Raw genomic sequence first — 17,543 nt, forward strand, 5'->3', positions numbered from 1 at the left:
GCGCTACTTCAGCCAGCGTTCGAGGCGCATCATCGCCTCGACCATCTCATCGTGGCTGCCGGCGTAGGAAAAGCGCATGGTTCGATGGCCTTGAAGCGGATCGAAATCGCGGCCGGGCGTCGCCGCCACATGCGCCTCGGCCAGCATCTTGCGCGCGAAGGCCATACTGTCGTTGGTGTGCCTGGTGACATCGCAGAAAGCGTAGAACGCCCCGTCCATCGGTGCCGCCAGCGCAAAGCCGATTTCGGGCAGGCGTGTCATCAAAAGCTCGCGATTCCAGGCGTAGCGCGCCTTCACCGCCTCCAATTCCCCGGTCGCCTTGAATGCCTCGATCGCGGCGATCTGGGACAGTTCCGGCGGTGAGATGTAGAGACTCTGGGCGATGCGCTCGACCGGCCGCACCAATGCTTCCGGCAGCACCATCCAGCCGATACGCCAACCGGTCATGCAGTAATATTTCGAGAAGGAATTGATCACCGTCACGTCCTGGCCGTAGGCAAGCGCCGTCGTGTCCGGCGCAGCGTAAGCCAGCCGGTGATAGATCTCGTCGGAGATCACGGCGATGCCGAGCTCTTGCGCCGTCGTCACCAGCGCCGACAGCTCGTCGGCGGGGATAATTGCCCCGGTCGGATTGGCCGGGCTGGCAAACAACACACCCTTCAGCTTCTTTTCGCGATGCGCGGCCTTCAGATGTTCGGCGTGGAGGTAGGCATCACCGTGGAGCTCGATCTCGACGATCTCGATGCCGAGCGCTGCCATGATGTTGCGATAGGCCGGATAACCGGGTGCGGCGATGGCGACACAATCGCCTGGATCGAACATCGCCAGAAAGGCCAGGTTGAATGCGGCCGACGATCCGGTGGTGACGGCGATCCGGCCGGGTGAAACGGCATGCCCGTAGTGGTCGGCATAGTGCTGCGCGATCGCCTCGCGCAGGCCGGAAAGACCCAATGCGTCGGTGTAGCCGATGCGCCCCATCTTCAATGCATTCGTCGCCGCTTGCCTGACCCCGGCCGGCGCCGGGTCGGACGGCTGGCCAACGGCCATGGAAACAACCGGCACGCCCTTTGCCTTCAGCCGATTCGCTTCCGCCAGAATATCCATGGCGTGGAACGGCTCGACTTCGCCGCGACGCGAAAGCGATACAACCATTTGACCTCATTCCTGGGCGGCCCTTGGGTCGGCCCTTTGGTCGGCACTTGTCGGCTGCCGGCGCCGAGCTTTGGCGTCCCGCGCCGCACAAATGCCCGATTGATGTGAGGATCACAAGTTCGGTAAAGTTTCGGTGCCGACTTTTCATCCTTCGCCCGCTCGTCTACCAGTGGACCTGCCATGTTTAGCCGACCCAAATCGACGATAGCCAGGGCAGCGCGCGCCTTCGCGACGCTTTCGCTTGCCGCGACGGTCGCTGTGACCGGCACCATCAGCGCCTTAGCGCAAAACGTGCCGGTGGTGCGCGATGCCGAGATCGAGGCGCTGGTACGCGATTATGCGCGGCCGATCTTCCGGGCCGCGGGCCTGCCGGAAGACGGCGTCGACATCGTGCTGGTCAACGACCAGAGTTTCAACGCCTTCGTTGCCGGGTCCCGTCTGTTCATCAACACCGGCGCCCTGATGTCGGCGGAGACGCCCAACGAGATCATCGGCGTCATCGCACACGAAGCCGGCCACATTGCCGGTGGGCACCAGCAAAAATTGCGCAACCAGCTCGAACGCGCCAAGACGATGGCCATCATCGCGACGCTGCTTGGCGCCGGCGCCATCGTCGCCGGCGCCACCACCAAAAGCCGGGGCCTCGCCGGCGCCGGCATGGGGGTCGCGGCTGGCGGCGGCGAGATGGCGCAGCGCAGTATCCTCGCCTATCAGCGCACCGAAGAGATGACCGCCGACCGCTCGGCGATAACCTATCTCAATGCCACCGGTCAGTCCGGCCTGGGCATGCTGAAGACCTTCGGCCGCTTTCAGAGCGCGCTCTCGCTGTCAGGGGCGCAGGTCGATCCCTACCGGATCAGCCATCCGCTGCCGCGGGAACGCATCGCCAATCTCGAAGTCCTGGTCAAGCAGAGCCCCTATGTCGACAAGGTCGATACGCCGGCACTGCAGCAGCGGCACGACATGATGCGCATCAAGATCGCCGCCTATATGGGAGGCAAGGCCGCCGCATCGCGGCTGATGCGCAAGAACCCGGCCAGCCTCGCCTCGCAATATGGCGACGCGCAGACGAGCTATCTTTTCGGCGATCTGGCCGGCGCGCTCGCCAAGACCAACGCGCTGATCAAGGCACAGCCGAAAAACCCCTATTTCCAGGAATTGCGCGGCGACATCCTGATGAAGGCGAACAGACCGAAGGCCGCCGCCGAAGCCTATGCCAAGGCGGTCAGCCTCGATCCGGCGCGATCCGGGTTGCTGTCGGTCTCCTACGGCCAGGCGCTGATGGCCATCGGCACGCCCGAATCCCTGGAGAAAGCGGTGGTGCAGATCAACAAGGGCCTCGGGCGCGACCGGGAAAACGCCGTCGGTTACCGCCATCTGGCGCAGGCCTATGGCGAGCTCGGCAACATTCCGGCCGCCGATCTTGCAACCGCCGAAGGCCATTTCTATTCCGGCGCCTACAAGGATGCCAAGATCTTCGCAATGCGCGCGCAGATGAAAATGAAGCGCGGCGAACCGGGCTGGATCCGCGCGCAGGACATCATAAACTACGCACCATCAGGCAAGAAAAAGTGAACCTTCCGACCGTGCGCGGCGACATGTAGTCGGACCAATCGAGGTCAGACCAATCGGGCCGGAAACCAGGCAAGAGGATTAGGGACGATGAACAAGGCAATTCTGCTGGGCACCACGGGAGTGGCGGTCGCTCTCGCCATGCTGGGTTTCGGGTTCGTGACCGGAAGTCCGCAGACGGCAAAGGCCGATGCCGTGCAGATCGCCCAGGCGGCGCCCGCCGACACCAAGATCGACCGGGCCGAAGTCGAAGGCATCATCCGCGACTATCTCCTGAAGAACCCCGAAGTGCTGCTGGAGGCTCAGGAAGCGCTCGAGGCCAAGCAGAAGGAGGCGCAGCGCCTCGCCAGTCTCGCCATCATCAAAGATGCCAAGGACCAGATCTTCAACTCGGCCTTCGACGGCGTCGTCGGCAATCCGAACGGTAAGGTCACCATCGTCGAGTTCTACGATTACAATTGCGGCTACTGCAAACGCGCCATGGAGGACATGAAGACGCTGACGACAGCCGATCCGGACCTGCGCTTCGTGCTCAAGGAGTTCCCGATCCTCGGCCCGGATTCGCAGAAGGCGAGCGTCGTCTCGATGGCCTTCCACCTGATGATGCCGGAGAAATACGGCGAGTTCCACAACGCGCTGCTCGGCGCCCAGGGACGCGCCACCGAAGCAGCGGCCATCAAGGTAGCGCTTTCGCTCGGCGCCGACGAAGCGACGCTGCGCGAGAAGATGAAGGACCCGTCGATCGCCGAGGCCCTCTCCAAGACCTATGACATTGCCAACAAGCTGGCCATAACCGGAACGCCCTCCTATGTGGTCGGCAACGAGGTGGTGTTCGGGGCGCTCGGCCAGCAGGTGCTGGCGGAGAAGATCGAGGCGGCCAAGGCCGCACTCTGATCGGTTTCGGCGCAAGGCATTTTCCGCCTGTTGTGGACAGCGAAAGAACCCACTTGCGCTCTTTTCGCAGGCGTCTAAGCCCATTATAGAGGTCCGGCGCGCCGACTGATGCCGGCGCTGATGTGGTGGATTTGAATCCGAAATTCGTTCAAAGCGCTGCTTCAAGATATTGCGAATTTCGGATTCAAAACCACACTGGAAAAAGGTCGGCATTTTGAAAACGGTTTTCGTCCTGAACGGTCCCAACCTCAACGCGCTCGGCAAGCGCGAGCCGGGCATCTATGGCGGCAAGACGCTTGCCGCGATCGCCGACGATTGCAAGCAGGCAGGTGCGGCGCTTGGGCTCGAGATCGATTTCCGTCAGTCGAACCATGAGGGCGACCTCGTCGACTGGATACAGGAAGCCGCCGACAAGGCTGTCGGCATCGTCATCAATCCGGGCGCCTACAGCCACACCTCGATCGCCATTCACGACGCCATCCGCTCAGTCGCGCCATTGCCCGTCGCCGAAGTTCATCTTTCCAACATCCATGCGCGGGAATCATTCCGCCACGTCTCCGTGGTCTCGCCGGTCGCCGTCGGCGTGATCTGCGGGTTCGGGCCGCTCGGCTACACACTGGCGCTGCAGGCGCTGGCCGCACGCCTATGACTGGCCAACAAACAGAAGGCTCGAAAATGTCGATTAAGAAGAATGGTGTTGACCAGCAGCTTATCCGCGATCTGGCGGGCATACTGAACGACACCAACCTCACCGAGATCGAGGTCGAGCTGGGTGACTTGAAGGTGCGCGTGTCGCGACAGGCGCCGGCCGTCCATGCGGTCGCCGCACCGCAGCCTGCCTACGCGCCGCCGGCAGCGCAGCCGGCGGCCGCAGCCGCCCCGGCAGCGGGCGACGTGTCCAAGAATGCAGTCGCCTCGCCCATGGTCGGCACCGCCTACCTGGCGCCGTCGCCCGACGCCAAGGCGTTCATCGAGGTCGGCCAGCAGGTCAAGGAAGGCCAGACGCTGCTGATCATCGAGGCGATGAAGACGATGAACCAGATCCCCTCGCCCCGTGCCGGCACGGTGACGGCGATCCTGTTCGAGGATGCGCAGCCGGTCGAATACGGCATGCCGCTCGTCGTGATCGAGTAGAGCCGGGAACAGCCGAAAAATGTTCCAGAAAATCCTCATCGCCAATCGCGGCGAAATCGCTTTGAGAGTGCTGCGCGCCTGCAAGGAGCTCGGCATCCAGACGGTGGTGGTGCATTCGACAGCCGACGCCGACGCCATGCATGTGCGGCTCGCCGACGAGAGCGTCTGCATCGGGCCGCCGCCGTCGCGCGACAGCTATCTCAACATCCACCAGATCGTCGCGGCCTGCGAGATCACCGGCGCCGACGCGGTGCATCCGGGCTACGGCTTCCTGTCGGAGAATGCCAAATTCGCCGATATCCTCGCCGCGCACAACATCACCTTCATCGGCCCGACCGGCGATCACATCCGCATCATGGGCGACAAGATCGAGGCCAAGCGCACCGCCAAGCGCCTTGGTATTCCGGTGGTGCCCGGGTCCGACGGCGCGGTCACCGAGGAAAAGGAAGCCAAACGCATCGCCGCCGAGATCGGCTATCCCGTGATCATCAAGGCGTCGGCCGGCGGCGGCGGACGCGGCATGAAAGTTGCGCGCAGCGAAGCCGATCTTGTCGTCGCGCTGCAGACGGCGCGCTCGGAAGCCGGTGCTGCCTTCGGCGACGACGCCGTATACATCGAGAAATACCTTCAAAAGCCACGCCACATCGAGGTGCAGGTATTCGGTGACGGTGCCGGCCACGGCGTGCATTTCGGCGAGCGCGACTGCTCGCTGCAGCGCCGTCACCAGAAAGTCTGGGAAGAAGCGCCCTCGCCGGCCCTCAATGCCGAGGAGCGCGCGCATATCGGCGGCGTCTGCGCCAGGGCGATCGCCGATCTTGGCTATTCCGGCGCCGGCACTATCGAATTCCTCTACGAGAACGGCGAATTCTACTTCATCGAGATGAACACGCGCCTGCAGGTCGAGCATCCGGTGACGGAGGCGATCACCGGCATCGACCTCGTGCACGAGCAGATCCGCGTCGCCTCGGGCGCTGGGCTTTCGGTGCGCCAGCAAGACATCCGCTTCCAGGGCCACGCCATCGAATGCCGCATCAATGCCGAGGATGCGCGCACCTTCACTCCCTCGCCCGGCACGATCACCCACTTCCACACGCCGGGCGGCCTCGGCATCCGTGTCGATTCCGGCGTCTATTCCGGCTACAAGATCCCGCCCTACTACGACAGCCTGATCGGCAAGCTGATCGTGCACGGCCGCAACCGTGTCGAATGCATGATGCGGCTGCGGCGGGCACTCGACGAATTCGTCGTCGACGGCATCAATACGACGCTGCCGCTGTTTCGCGATCTCGTCGGCAATGCCGATATCGCCAATGGCGAGTATGACATCCACTGGCTGGAAAAATATCTGGCCAAAGAGGATTAGGTCGTGAACTTATAGAATATAATGATGCGATGACCCGTCCCTACGCGCCAGGCTATCGCATCCCGACCGACCTGTTGCTCAAGGCCTACGCCTCGGGTGTCTTCCCGATGGCCGAAAGCGCCACCGATCCCGAAGTGTTCTGGGTACGGCCGGAGACGCGCGGCATCATCCCGCTCGATGGTTTTCACACGCCCAAAAGCCTGAGGAAGGCGATCCGGAAAAACCTGTTCGACATCCGTTTCGATTTCGACTTCGAGGCGACGATCGATGGCTGCGCCGAGAGGCGCGAGGAACGCCGGTCGACCTGGATCAATGCGCCGATCCGCGAGGCCTATGTCGAACTCCATAGGATGAGCCATTGCCATTCGGTCGAAGCCTGGCGTGAGGGTCGGCTGGTTGGCGGCCTCTACGGCGTGTCGCTCGGCCGGGTGTTCTTCGGCGAAAGCATGTTCGCCAGGGAAACGGACGCGTCGAAGGTCTGCCTGGTGCATCTGGTCGAACGCCTGAAGGAACGGCGCTTTGCGCTGCTCGACACCCAGTTCACCACCGAGCACCTCAAACGCTTCGGCGCGGTCGACGTGCCAAGGGGCAAGTATGAAAAGATGCTGGCTGACGCGCTGAAGGGCGAAGCGGTCTTTTTCCCGTGATCTGCGCCAGGGTCAGTGTTTTGCGGCAGGCTCAAGAGGCGTCTGCGCGTGGAACATCATCTTCCAGCCATTGACGCGATGGACATAACCGGTGCTGACCAGCGCCGCATAAGGCTCGCCATTCTCGCGAGTGGCATGGGCCTCATAGGTCAGTATGACGATGTCGCTGCCCGGCTCGATGATGCCCTTGAGGTCGATGTCGAGATCGCGCCAGCGGTTCGGGTCCGTCGCGGTTCCGGCCAGGTCGGCATTGCTCATCGTTTGCGCCATCTGTGGGAAGGCCACCAGGCATTCGGTGTCGGCATTGGCTTTGAAATAGGCAGCGTCGCCGGTCCAGAACCCTCTTTCGAGATCGAGGAGTTCGTTCTTGTTGGCCATCATGGGGACATCTCCGTAATGCCAGCCATGACCAACGCACGGAGAATAAGGCGGTTCCAGAAGGCTCAGCATGTGATCCCGAACAGGTGATTCCGCATCTGGCGCCCTAAAGCGCGTCGCGTTTGACCGGCCTCTACCGGCCTCATGCGACGCGCTTTAGGTTGTTGTTTTATGCATGTCGTTATCGCAAAACCGCTGCACACTTTTGCGCGACATGCATTAATTGGATTTAGCAGCGTCGGGTGCCGGCACCTCCGACTTCTGCTTGCAGCCCTTCAGCCAGACGTCGTAGACGGCGTGCTCGACGGCGTTGAGACCGGGGCTTTCGGCAAACATCCAGCCGGTGAAGATGCGGCGGATCTTGCGATCCAGCGTGATCTCGTCGACCTCGACGAAGGAATCGGTCTTCGGCTCCTCGGTTTGCGGCTGCGAATAGCAGATGCGCGGCGTCACCTGCAAAGCACCGAACTGCACCGTCTCGTCGATATAGACATCGAAGGTGATGATGCGGCCGGTGATCTTGTCGATGCCGGCGAATTCGGCGACGGGATTGGTGATGCGTTCCGGTGCCGCCGGCGCCGCCGGAGCCACTGTCGCATCCGGTTCCATTGGCGCCTCCGGTGTCGCTGGCGCCTCCGGCGTCGCTGGCTCCTCCCAGGCCTCCGGTTCGATTGGCGCCTCCAGCGTCTGTGCGGCGGCCATGGCGCAAGCGACAAGAGCGGCGGCCACCGTCAGTCCGCCTATCGAGATTCGGCTGAAAATGCTCATGCAAGGATCCGGTGGTTGGCGCCCGGGGTGATTCTGTCGCGCCCAAGGCTAGTCGCTGCTGTCAGATCGACAAGCAGCTAAACGCCAATTGTGGCGATAAAGGACCGATCCGCCCTTGACCAGCGGTTACGACCCCGGCGTCCAGGCGTCGTAGTCGCCCGTCACCTGTGGGCGGTGCTGATTGCTGAGTATGGAACCCTTGGGGCGATAGGCGGCGGCACTTCCGGTAAGGTTCGGCTGATGCGGTTTCTGCCAGTCGCGTGGCTTGTAGTTTTCGCTCGGCGGCGCGGTATCAACGCGGTGATGCATCCAGCCATGCCAGCCGGGCGGAATCATCGAGGCTTCCGAATAGTCGCGATAGATGACCCAGCGGCGGGTGCGGCCTTCCGAATCGACACCACCTTCGTAGTAGACGTTGCCAGCCTCGTCCTGCCCGACTTTCTTGCCATGCCGCCAGGTGTGGAAGCGCGTGCCCAGCGTCTGGCTGTTCCACCAGGTAAAAAACTGCAGAAGGAACGTCTTCATCCAAAATCCTCGCGGCAAGTCCTCGCGGCGGCACCCGTTGCCTGCTTATGGCGTCAGGCCATCGCTAAGGCAAGGGTTTTGCTGCAAGCGTCACGCAAATCGCGGTCGGAAAACCGATGCAAACCTGGCAAGCCTTTCGCCTCTGTCGAGGCATGCCTTGCCAAGGCTGCCTGGTCTTTCTAAAGCTCTGCGCGTCCCATGCAGGTACCCAGCCTGATTGGCGGTTGAGGGAGGTAAAAAGATGGCCCCGGATGCATCCGACCCTGAACTGCGGATCAGTGCCGGCGCCATTCGCCTGCGCAAGGGCGGCGTGCCGGTCGTCTGCCTCACCGCCTATACCTACCCGGTCGCTCGCCTGCTCGACGGCCATGTCGACCTGCTTCTGGTCGGCGACAGCGTCGCCATGGTTCTCCATGGCCACAAGACCACGCTGGGCGCCTCGCTGGAGATGATGATCGCCCATGGACAAGCGGTGATACGAGGTTCGGCCAGGGCCTGCGTGGTGGTCGACATGCCGGCCGGAAGCTATGAGGCAACGCCGCGCCAAGCCGTTGCCTCGGCGCGACGGATCGTCGGCGAAACCGGCTGCCAGGCGGTCAAGCTGGAGGGCGGTGTCACAGTTGCCCGACAGATCGCGGCGATCGTCGCTGCCGGCATTCCGGTCATGGGACATATCGGCTTGCAGCCGCAATCGGTGGAAAGCGACGGCGGCTACAGGATCAAGGGCCGGACCGAGGAGAATGTGGCGGCGCTTTATCGCGACGCTGAAGCGGTCGAAAAGGCTGGCGCGTTTTCTGTGGTCATCGAAGGCACCGTCGAGACCGTCGCTGCCGACCTCACCCGGCATATTTCCATTCCAACCATCGGCATCGGCGCCAGCGGCGACTGCGACGGCCAGATCCTGGTCATCGACGACATGGTCGGCCTGACCGTCGACCGGGTGCCGAAATTCGTCAAGCAATATGCCGACCTGCGCAGCGTCATATTGCAGGCGGCGGCCAGCTATGCAGCGGAGGTGCGAAGCCGGACGTTCCCCGGCCCGGCCCATGTCTTTTCAACCGCAGCCGACAACGACAAAGAATGAGTGGGACAAAGAATGAGTGGGGACAGTGAATGAGTGGGGACAAAGAATGAGCCGGGACAAAGCATGAGCCGGCCTCTCGTCATCGACAGTGTCGCCGCTCTTCGCGCGCAAATCCGCGACTGGCGTTGCGATGGTCTCAGCGTTGCCATGGTGCCTACCATGGGTGCGCTGCATGACGGCCATATCTCGCTGGTCAGGATCGCGCTGGAAAAGGCCGAACGCTGCGTTGTTTCGATCTTCGTCAACCCGACGCAGTTCGCGCCGAGTGAAGACCTCGACAAATATCCGCGACAGCTCGCCCGCGACCTCGACCGGCTGGCCGAGCCCGGCGCACAGCTCGCCTTCATCCCTGATGTCGCGGAGATGTACCCGGCCGGCTTCGCCACCAGGATCTCCGTCGGCGGGCCGGCCGCCGGGCTGGAATCCGATTTCCGGCCGACCTTCTTCGACGGCGTCGCGACGGTCGTGGCAAAGCTCTTCCTGCAGACGTTGCCCGATTATGCGGTCTTCGGTGAAAAGGACTACCAACAGCTTTGCGTCGTCAGGCAGCTCTGCCGCGACCTCGATCTGCCGGTGGAAATCTTCGGCGCACCAACGGTACGCGACGCACATGGCCTCGCCATGTCGTCACGCAATGCCTATCTGAGCGAAGCCGAGCTCGGGGTGGCGCGCCAGCTCAACGCCATCTTGCGCCGGACGGCAGCGGCACTAGCGGCAGGCGCGGATGAAGGCAGCGCGATCGCCGAGGCCGGCCGCGCGCTCGTCAAGGCTGGCTTCGACGAAGTCGACTATGTCGCGGCGCGCGAGAGCCTGGCGCTCGCGCCGTGGCTGCGAAACCGTGACGGACGCCTGCTCGCAGCCGCCTGGCTGGGCAAAACCCGGCTCATCGACAATGTGGAAGTTCCCTCCGCCTAGGCTAATCAGGCGACCTTGAGATCCTTTATCGCCTTCTCGTAGACATCTTTGATCGGCTTAGATACGTCTTCGGCGGCTTTCGTCGCCGCCGCCTGAAACTCCTTGCTCTGCTCGACGGTCTTTTCCACCTGCTTGCGCAAGAAGTCAGTCTGCAGTTCGATGAACTCGGAGGGCGATTTCACGGCTACCAGGGCTTCGAGGTGAGCAAAGCTGGCCTCAGCATTTGCGCGCAGCGCGGCGATCGTCTTCAACGACAGCTCATTGCTGGCGGTCTTGGCTGTTTCGAAGGACGACTCAAGAGCCTTCTGGGTCGCCTCGGCGCCGGTCGCCAATTTCGACAAGGCTTCTTTCGACTGCTCGACGCTCTTTTCGGCGACAGCGAGGATCTGATCGGTTGCCTCGGTCGGGACTTCCGCGTTCTCGGTGATTTCAGCAGTTTTATCGGCGGTCTTGGTCATAGTTTCCATCCTTTGCGGTGGGCGGCCTTTTTGAAAAGCCGTCTCGTTCATCTAGGACCATGACGTTACGGCATCTGCAGTGCATTGCAATATTTTTGTGCGTCGCACCATGCCTTTTTTGCCTCAGCGTTTGCCACTGCTGAATTCATCTTCCTTGCCCGGTTGCAGAAGCCGTTCGAAAGCACCGACAATCCCGAGGGATTGCTGCGCTCCCATCCCGGCGGCTATGTCATCGACAAATCTTTCAAAGACCCTGAGACGTCGGGCAAGTCGCTTTCCGCCTCCACGTCGAACGAGGCTATCTTGTCGTCCTCAGGGGACAACATTGAGGGCGCCGCAACCGACCGGCGCAGCCCGTAAAACGCAACCGACTGCGACATATCCGGGCAGGCAAATCTATCCGATCGCCTTCTCGAAAATCAGCGCCGGCAGCCCTGAACCACCGCCACAGTCGGCGGTGTTGCCGGCCGGCAAAAACCCTTTCGAGCGGTAGAAGGCGACGGCCTGAGCGTTTGCCTCTTCAACTTCGACACGCAGCGTCCGCGCCTCCGGAAAGCTGGCTTCGACCTCTTCCAGCAACGCCTGGCCGATCCCCTGCCTCTGGCAGGCCGGATGCACGTAGAGCTGGTTCAGCATGACGATCTTCGCATCGGTGGTGGCTGCGGCGAAAGTCATGCCGCCGATGCGCTTGCCGTCGTCTGCGACCAGGAATTCGGAATTCGGTCGCGTCAGCCGCGCCTTGAGCGAGGCGATCGAATGCCATTCATCAGTGATCTCGGTGACTTTGGCAGCACCATAAATACCATCGTAGGTTGCATGCCAGGTTTCGACCAGCAGCGCGCGAACCGCGGCAAGATCGCGCTCGCCAGCGGTACGAACGAACATCATCCTAGTTGATCCCGAGCTTGGTCTTGACGAGGTCGTTAACCGCTTGCGGGTTGGCCTTGCCGCCTGTCGCCTTCATCACCTGGCCGACGAACCAGCCGGCCATGCTCGGCTTGGCGCGCGCCTGCTCGACCTTGTCCGGATTGGCTGATATCACCTCGTCGACCGCCGTTTCGATGGCGCCGGTGTCGGTGACCTGCTTCATGCCGCGGCTTTCGACCAGTTGGCGCGGATCGCCGCCCTCGTTCCAGACGATCTCGAACAGATCCTTGGCGATCTTGCCGGAGATGGTGCCCTCCTTGATCAGGTCGATGACCGCGCCGAGCTGATCGGGCGAAACGGTAGCATTTTCAATACCTTTACCGGCTCTGTTCAACGCACCCAGCAGATCGTTGATGACCCAATTGGCGGCGAGCTTGCCGTCGCGACCAGCGGCCACCTTCTCGAAATAGTCGGCGACCGCCTTTTCCGACACCAGGATCGAAGCGTCGTAAGTCGACAGGCCGAGCGAGGAGATCAGCCGCGCCTTCTTGGCGTCGGGAAGTTCAGGCAGATCCTTTGCCAGCGCATCGACATAGGCCTGGTCGAATTCCAGCGGCAGAAGATCGGGATCCGGGAAATAGCGGTAGTCGTGCGCTTCTTCCTTGGAACGCATCGAGCGCGTCTCGCCCTTGTTGGGGTCGAACAGCCGCGTTTCCTGGTCGATCTTGCCGCCGTCCTCGAGGATGGCGATCTGGCGGCGCGCCTCGTAGTCGATGGCCTGGCCGATGAAGCGGATCGAGTTGACGTTTTTGATCTCGCAGCGCGTGCCGAATTCGCCGCCGGGCCGGCGCACCGAGACGTTGACGTCGGCGCGCAGCGAGCCTTCGTCCATATTGCCGTCGCAAGTGCCGAGATAGCGCACTATGGTGCGCAGCTTGGTGACATAGGCCTTGGCCTCGTCGGCGGAGCGCATGTCGGGCTTGGAGACGATCTCCATCAGCGCCACGCCGGAGCGGTTGAGGTCGACATAGGACATGGTCGCATGCTGGTCGTGCATCGACTTGCCGGCATCCTGTTCCAGGTGCAGGCGCTCGATGCCGACCTCGATATCCTCGAACTCGCCCTGCCGGTCCGGGCCGACGGAGACGATCACCTTGCCCTCGCCGACGATCGGCTGCTTGAACTGTGAAATCTGATAGCCCTGCGGCAGGTCGGGATAAAAATAGTTTTTCCGGTCGAAGACCGACTTGTGGTTGATCTCGGCCTTCAGCCCGAGGCCGGTGCGGATCGCCTGCTTGACGCATTCCTCGTTGATGACCGGCAGCATGCCTGGCATCGCCGCATCGACAAGGCTGACATTGGCGTTTGGCGGCGCACCGAAAGCCGTCGAGGCGCCGGAGAACAGCTTGGCTTGCGAGGTCACCTGCGCGTGCACCTCAAGGCCGATGATGATCTCCCAATCGCCGGTGGCGCCTGATATCAGGCGTTTGGCGTCGGGCGTGCGGGTGTCGATGAGGGTCATAGTGGCCTGCAAGTTATCGGGGACGGAATTCACTTCTCAACGTGAATTCCGTCACGTCGGACGTGAAAGTCACTCGCTAGTGCAAACCACAAAAAGAGACAAGCGCAAAACCAAAGCTGGCGCTTCACATCGAATCCAGCCGGCCGGCCCGGCTGAAGAAACAAGCCGTCACGCCGTCGCGATGTAGGCCCTGATCTCCGCGGCCTCGCGCTCGACATCCTCGATGCGCCGCTTGACCACGTCGCCTATCGATACGATGCCGTCGAGCAGGCCGTCCTTTTCCACCGGCAGATGGCGGAAGCGGCCACTGGTCATGATCTCCATGACCTCGTTGACGGTGTGGTTCTCATTACAGATCTTCACCTTGGGCGTCATTGCCGAGCGCACCGCGATATCCAGTGCGGCGGCTCCTTCCCTGGCGAGGACCCGCACGACGTCGCGCTCGGAAAGAATGCCGACGATCTTGTGATCGCCATTGGTGATGACCAGCGCACCGATCCTGTGTTCGGCCAGGATGCGAATGGCCTCGCTCAGCTTTTCGTTCGGCCCGAGCGTCAACACGTCGTGGCCTTTCTGCTCGAGAATTGCCTTAACAGTCATGGCGTCCTCCTCCGTACTTGCCGGTTTCCTGCCCTGACCGGCTTTCGATAGTGCCCCACATCGTGCGCCGCGATCGAATGCTTTTCAAGTGCGGCGAGGCTCAGACCATGAACTCATCCGCCTGCTGCCGCCGATCGAAAGCGCGCAGGCCGAAGAAGCCGGCGACGAAACCGCCGATATGAGCCTCCCAGGCGATCTGGCTTTCGATGCCGGGCGCGAAGGCAACGAGGCCGGTGGCGAGATTGATCACCATCCAAATGGCAAGAAAAGTCACAACGCCGCGCGAGCGGAACACCGCCGCCATCGGCAGCGGCGCGCCGGCGAAGGCGGCCTTGCCGGACGAGCGGTCGGTGCGGAAGCCAAAGCGGGCCGCGGCCCCCATCATGCCGGAAATCGCCCCAGATGCGCCGACCAGTGGCGCCTGGCCGAGCGGATGCACGGCCCAGAACAGCACCACCGCCGCCAGCCCCGTCGCCGCGAAGAACAGGCTGAAACGAAGCGCGCCGAAGCGGTTCGCCAGCGGCGAGCCGAAAGCCGCCAGCCACACCATGTTGACGGCAAGATGAGCAAAGCCGCCATGCAGGAAGGCATAGGTGAAGGGGCTCGAAAACGCGTAGAAATCGAGGTCGAAGCGACCGGAATAGCGGATCGGAATGAACGCGGTCCGGATCAGCAGGGAGAAATCCTGGTCCTCGGTGAGCCAGTAGAGCCGGATCACGTGAACGACGACGCAGATGCCGATCAGGGCCAGCACAACAGGCGGCATGTTGAATACCGGCTCGCGGCGCGGCTCCGGCTCGCGGCCGACAGGTCCGCCCTTGCCCTGTTCGATTTCCGATGGGCCTGCTGGTTCGCTCATATGGCTCGCACTCAGTCGCTGGATTCGACTTCGCGAGCATGTAGATCACGGTCACCAGATTCACAAAGGGGCGAATCGCCCCACGCAAGTCAAAACTGGGGCGAATCAAAATTGGCGCGAATCAAAAAGAAGCCGTCCAAGGTTGCCCTTGAACGGCTGGTCGAGCCCCCGTGCTCCCCCAAACTCTTGATTGAACTGCTGCCGATCGCTGCGAAACGACCGCTTCTGGAGTGGTTTGAGCGTGCCACGGGCGTGGGCGGGGCGCAACGTAAACCACTTGTTAACCTTAACGACCCCGACCCGTGAACAAGTGTTAACGATGCTGGCACGCATCCTGCTCCGCAACGCATGTAGGTCCTCGGAGGGCGCCCTTCTGTTCACCGATGGGACATCAGACGACAGATTGCGCGGAGCAGCATAGCATGAACCAGAACGGATCGATCACGCTGTTCCATTATTGGAACCGGCTGCGTGACGGGCGCCCTGCCCCGAAGCGTTCGGAAGTCGAGCCAGCCGACATCAAGTCGCTGCTGGCCGACACCTTCATCCTGGAAAAGGATACGCGCGGCGAAGCGGTATTTCGGCTCGCCGGCACCAGGCTGTGCGCGGTCTATGGCCGTGAGCTCAAGGGGTTTTCCTTTCCCTCGCTATGGCGCGAGAAGGACCAGCGGCTTGTCTCAAAACTGATCCACGGCGTCTTCGATCAGAAATCCGTGGTGCTCATCACCTATGAAGGTTTCAGCCGCACCGACCGCTCCAGCAAGTTCGAACTGCTCGCCCTGCCGCTCGACGGCGGCGTTGAAAATCCGCGCTGCCTCGGCGTGATAAGCGCTGCTGAAAAACCCTTCTGGCTGGGTGCCGATCCGATCGCCGACGCCCTGATCGATTCAATCCGTGTCGTCGATCCGGAGAAGGAACCGAAATTCCCCAGGAGCCGGCCGGCCATCGACGTTCCTTCGCTTGTCCCGTCGGAACTCGATCCGCCCCAGACGATTTCGGCGCTCGGCCAGGCGCGCCGCATCCGCCATCTGGTCGTGTTCGACGGCGGGCGCGAGGAATAGTCCAAACGCTAAAGTAGCGGGATCAGGCTTTCCCCTTTGTTAACCTGCTTTGCTGTAGCTTTCCGACGAAGTTCCTCGCATCAACGCGCGGAATGCCAAACGGGGTGTAGGCAGTCATGAGGTCAGCGGCGGTCGACACCGCGCCGTCCCGAGCTGAAAGGCGTAACTTTCAGCGCGTCCGCGTGAAGATCTACGGACGCTTCATGCTGGAGGATCGCACCGAACATCCGTGCCAGGTGGTCGACATGTCGCCGGGCAATGTAGCGCTTCGCACCGAGCGCATCGGCATGCCGGGCGAGAAAGTCATCGCCTATATCGATCACATCGGCCGCATCGAGGGCGTCGTCACCCGCATTTTGCAGGACGGTTTCGCGATGACGGTCATCGCGTCGGAACGCAAGAAGGACAAGCTTGCCGCGCAATTGACCTGGCTTGCCAACAAGCACGAGCTCGACCTGCCGGAAGACCGTCGTCACGAACGCGTGGCGCCGCGCAATCCGACCAGCGTGCTTCAGCTCAGTGACGGGCGCCAGTACCAGTGCCGTATCATCGATCTGTCGCTTTCGGGCGCCGCGATCGAGATCGACGTCAAGCCGGCGATCGGCATCCAGGTCATGCTCGGCACCATGCGCGGCCAGGTGGTGCGCCATTTCGAGGACGGCGTCGCCATCGAGTTCGCGGTCATCCAGCGGCCCGAAACACTCGATTCCGAATTCAACGCATCCGGCACCTGACAAACAGCGCACATTGCCGCAATCGACCGGCCCATTTCGGCCGTTTTTTTTTGTTGACCCGCGCCGGCCGTCGCGGGCTGCCAACCGATGCCGCGCCAAGGCACCGCGTCGCGCCGATGTGACTCCCGCGAAACCGCCTCAACAATTTTATACTGAAACGATTCAAATTTTATGTTTATTCTATAGGCGTTTTACTTAATGTCTACTTCGGACCTTTGCGTCGAATAAATCCAACCGTGTCATTGTCTCCTCAAACGGGGAGACTGGACGATGAAGAAGAAGAGGGGCAAGCTGTTGCTCTTGGCAATGGCGATGCAGCTTACCGCCTGGGGAACAGCGTATGCAGCGGGACCTGCCTTCATGCACACCGGCAGCCGCACCACACAGCCGGTCGGTCATTACGAGTTCTGCCAGAAGATTCCGCAGGAATGCAATCAGCGGACGCCGAAGCAGGCGCCGATCGAGCTGACCCGCAAGCTGTGGGCGAAGATCGTGAGCATCAACAATTCCATCAACAGCAACGTCGCGCCACGCACCGATATGGAACTGTCGGGCAAGGAAGAGATCTGGTCCTATCCCAACAGCGGCTTCGGCGACTGCGAGGACTATGCGCTGGAAAAGCGCCGCGCGTTGATGAACATCGGCGTTCCGGCCGGCGACCTGCTGATGACGGTTGCGCGCCAGCCGAACGGAGACGGTCACGCGGTGCTGACCGTGCGCACCAGCCTCGGAGAGTTCATCCTCGACAATCTCGAAACCAGGGTGCTGTCCTGGACCGCCACCGAGTACACCTACCTGAAGCGCCAATCGAGCCAGAATTCGGGCGCTTGGGTAACGATAAACGACGGCCGCTCCGACGCGGTCGCCAGCGTCCGCTAAGGACGCGACGCAAAAACCCGGTCGAGTCCCCACCCTCCCCGTCCCCAAGACCGGGTTTTAGGAGCCGGCCCCGTCCCCGGGCCGGCTCCACTTTTTCAAGCGGTATTGGGCTTCTGGTGATGACGATCCGA

General features: G+C 62.1%; 20 protein-coding genes. 11 read left to right on the forward strand and 9 right to left on the reverse strand.

Annotated elements, in window-relative coordinates; genetic code table 11:
- Positions 1-3: 3 nt before the first annotated feature.
- Entirely contained in the window at positions 4-1,152 is a 1,149-nt protein-coding gene (locus AC0L3N_RS06230) for a pyridoxal phosphate-dependent aminotransferase (RefSeq protein ID WP_473546412.1), read from the reverse strand.
- A 180-nt stretch (positions 1,153-1,332) separates the two neighbouring features.
- Between AC0L3N_RS06230 and AC0L3N_RS06235 the strand changes: the two genes are divergently transcribed.
- The 6 genes from AC0L3N_RS06235 to aat all read left to right on the forward strand — a co-directional run bounded on the left by AC0L3N_RS06235 (position 1,333) and on the right by aat (position 6,762).
- Entirely contained in the window at positions 1,333-2,727 is a 1,395-nt protein-coding gene (locus AC0L3N_RS06235; protein ID WP_123151037.1) for a M48 family metalloprotease, read from the forward strand.
- An 87-nt stretch (positions 2,728-2,814) separates the two neighbouring features.
- Positions 2,815-3,618, forward strand: coding sequence for a DsbA family protein (locus tag AC0L3N_RS06240; RefSeq protein WP_123151038.1), 804 nt, complete (start codon positions 2,815-2,817; stop codon positions 3,616-3,618).
- Between the two features lie 214 nt (positions 3,619-3,832).
- Complete coding sequence (aroQ, locus tag AC0L3N_RS06245) at positions 3,833-4,267, forward strand: type II 3-dehydroquinate dehydratase (protein WP_473546414.1); 435 nt, start codon at positions 3,833-3,835, stop codon at positions 4,265-4,267.
- A gap of 26 nt (positions 4,268-4,293) precedes the next feature.
- Positions 4,294-4,752, forward strand: coding sequence for an acetyl-CoA carboxylase biotin carboxyl carrier protein (accB, locus tag AC0L3N_RS06250; RefSeq protein ID WP_123151040.1), 459 nt, complete (start codon positions 4,294-4,296; stop codon positions 4,750-4,752).
- Between the two features lie 19 nt (positions 4,753-4,771).
- A complete protein-coding gene (accC, locus tag AC0L3N_RS06255) occupies positions 4,772-6,115 on the forward strand; it encodes an acetyl-CoA carboxylase biotin carboxylase subunit (protein WP_123151041.1) in 1,344 nt (447 codons plus the stop codon).
- Positions 6,116-6,144: 29 nt separating this feature from the next.
- Complete coding sequence (gene aat, locus AC0L3N_RS06260; RefSeq protein WP_095492025.1) at positions 6,145-6,762, forward strand: leucyl/phenylalanyl-tRNA--protein transferase; 618 nt, start codon at positions 6,145-6,147, stop codon at positions 6,760-6,762.
- A gap of 12 nt (positions 6,763-6,774) precedes the next feature.
- On the opposite strand, the gene AC0L3N_RS06265 is transcribed toward aat, so the two are convergent.
- From AC0L3N_RS06265 to AC0L3N_RS06275, 3 genes are all read right to left on the reverse strand, one after another.
- Positions 6,775-7,143 (reverse strand): hypothetical protein, encoded by a 369-nt coding sequence (locus tag AC0L3N_RS06265; RefSeq protein WP_095492024.1) that lies wholly within the window; start codon positions 7,141-7,143, stop codon positions 6,775-6,777.
- 216 nt (positions 7,144-7,359) lie between these two features.
- Positions 7,360-7,908, reverse strand: coding sequence for a DUF2155 domain-containing protein (locus AC0L3N_RS06270; RefSeq protein ID WP_123151042.1), 549 nt, complete (start codon positions 7,906-7,908; stop codon positions 7,360-7,362).
- A gap of 126 nt (positions 7,909-8,034) precedes the next feature.
- A complete protein-coding gene (locus AC0L3N_RS06275; protein WP_123151043.1) occupies positions 8,035-8,433 on the reverse strand; it encodes an NADH:ubiquinone oxidoreductase subunit NDUFA12 in 399 nt (132 codons plus the stop codon).
- Positions 8,434-8,674: 241 nt separating this feature from the next.
- Here AC0L3N_RS06275 and panB point away from each other — a divergent pair, with 241 nt between their 5' ends.
- Together panB and panC are read left to right on the forward strand one after the other, a co-directional pair.
- Positions 8,675-9,517, forward strand: a complete 843-nt coding sequence (gene panB, locus AC0L3N_RS06280) for a 3-methyl-2-oxobutanoate hydroxymethyltransferase (RefSeq protein ID WP_123151044.1) — start codon at positions 8,675-8,677, stop codon at positions 9,515-9,517.
- A gap of 63 nt (positions 9,518-9,580) precedes the next feature.
- A complete protein-coding gene (panC, locus tag AC0L3N_RS06285; protein ID WP_473546417.1) occupies positions 9,581-10,432 on the forward strand; it encodes a pantoate--beta-alanine ligase in 852 nt (283 codons plus the stop codon).
- A 5-nt stretch (positions 10,433-10,437) separates the two neighbouring features.
- Here the strand turns inward: panC and AC0L3N_RS06290 are convergent, their stop codons facing one another.
- The 5 genes from AC0L3N_RS06290 to AC0L3N_RS06310 form a co-directional block, all read right to left on the reverse strand.
- On the reverse strand, positions 10,438-10,890 hold the full coding sequence (locus AC0L3N_RS06290; RefSeq protein WP_473546419.1) for a phasin: 453 nt from the start codon (positions 10,888-10,890) through the stop codon (positions 10,438-10,440).
- Between the two features lie 396 nt (positions 10,891-11,286).
- The gene (locus AC0L3N_RS06295; RefSeq protein ID WP_473546800.1) at positions 11,287-11,775 is read right to left on the reverse strand and encodes a GNAT family N-acetyltransferase; all 489 of its coding nucleotides are present in this window, start codon (positions 11,773-11,775) and stop codon (positions 11,287-11,289) included.
- Between the two features lie 4 nt (positions 11,776-11,779).
- Entirely contained in the window at positions 11,780-13,279 is a 1,500-nt protein-coding gene (gene gatB, locus AC0L3N_RS06300) for an Asp-tRNA(Asn)/Glu-tRNA(Gln) amidotransferase subunit GatB (protein WP_473546421.1), read from the reverse strand.
- Between the two features lie 168 nt (positions 13,280-13,447).
- Positions 13,448-13,879 carry a CBS domain-containing protein gene (locus AC0L3N_RS06305; RefSeq protein WP_023798170.1) on the reverse strand — a complete coding sequence of 144 codons (432 nt, stop codon included), beginning with the start codon at positions 13,877-13,879 and terminating at the stop codon, positions 13,448-13,450.
- A gap of 100 nt (positions 13,880-13,979) precedes the next feature.
- Positions 13,980-14,738 (reverse strand): rhomboid family intramembrane serine protease, encoded by a 759-nt coding sequence (locus AC0L3N_RS06310; protein WP_473546423.1) that lies wholly within the window; start codon positions 14,736-14,738, stop codon positions 13,980-13,982.
- A 422-nt stretch (positions 14,739-15,160) separates the two neighbouring features.
- Between AC0L3N_RS06310 and AC0L3N_RS06315 the strand changes: the two genes are divergently transcribed.
- From AC0L3N_RS06315 to AC0L3N_RS06325, 3 genes are all read left to right on the forward strand, one after another.
- Positions 15,161-15,799 carry a PAS domain-containing protein gene (locus AC0L3N_RS06315; RefSeq protein WP_473488670.1) on the forward strand — a complete coding sequence of 213 codons (639 nt, stop codon included), beginning with the start codon at positions 15,161-15,163 and terminating at the stop codon, positions 15,797-15,799.
- Positions 15,800-15,915: 116 nt separating this feature from the next.
- The gene (locus tag AC0L3N_RS06320; protein WP_473546425.1) at positions 15,916-16,533 is read left to right on the forward strand and encodes a PilZ domain-containing protein; all 618 of its coding nucleotides are present in this window, start codon (positions 15,916-15,918) and stop codon (positions 16,531-16,533) included.
- 270 nt (positions 16,534-16,803) lie between these two features.
- Positions 16,804-17,412 (forward strand): transglutaminase-like cysteine peptidase, encoded by a 609-nt coding sequence (locus tag AC0L3N_RS06325; protein ID WP_473546427.1) that lies wholly within the window; start codon positions 16,804-16,806, stop codon positions 17,410-17,412.
- The last annotated feature ends 131 nt before the right edge of the window (positions 17,413-17,543 follow it).

The sequence above is a fragment of the Mesorhizobium sp. WSM4807 genome (genome assembly GCF_055811615.1).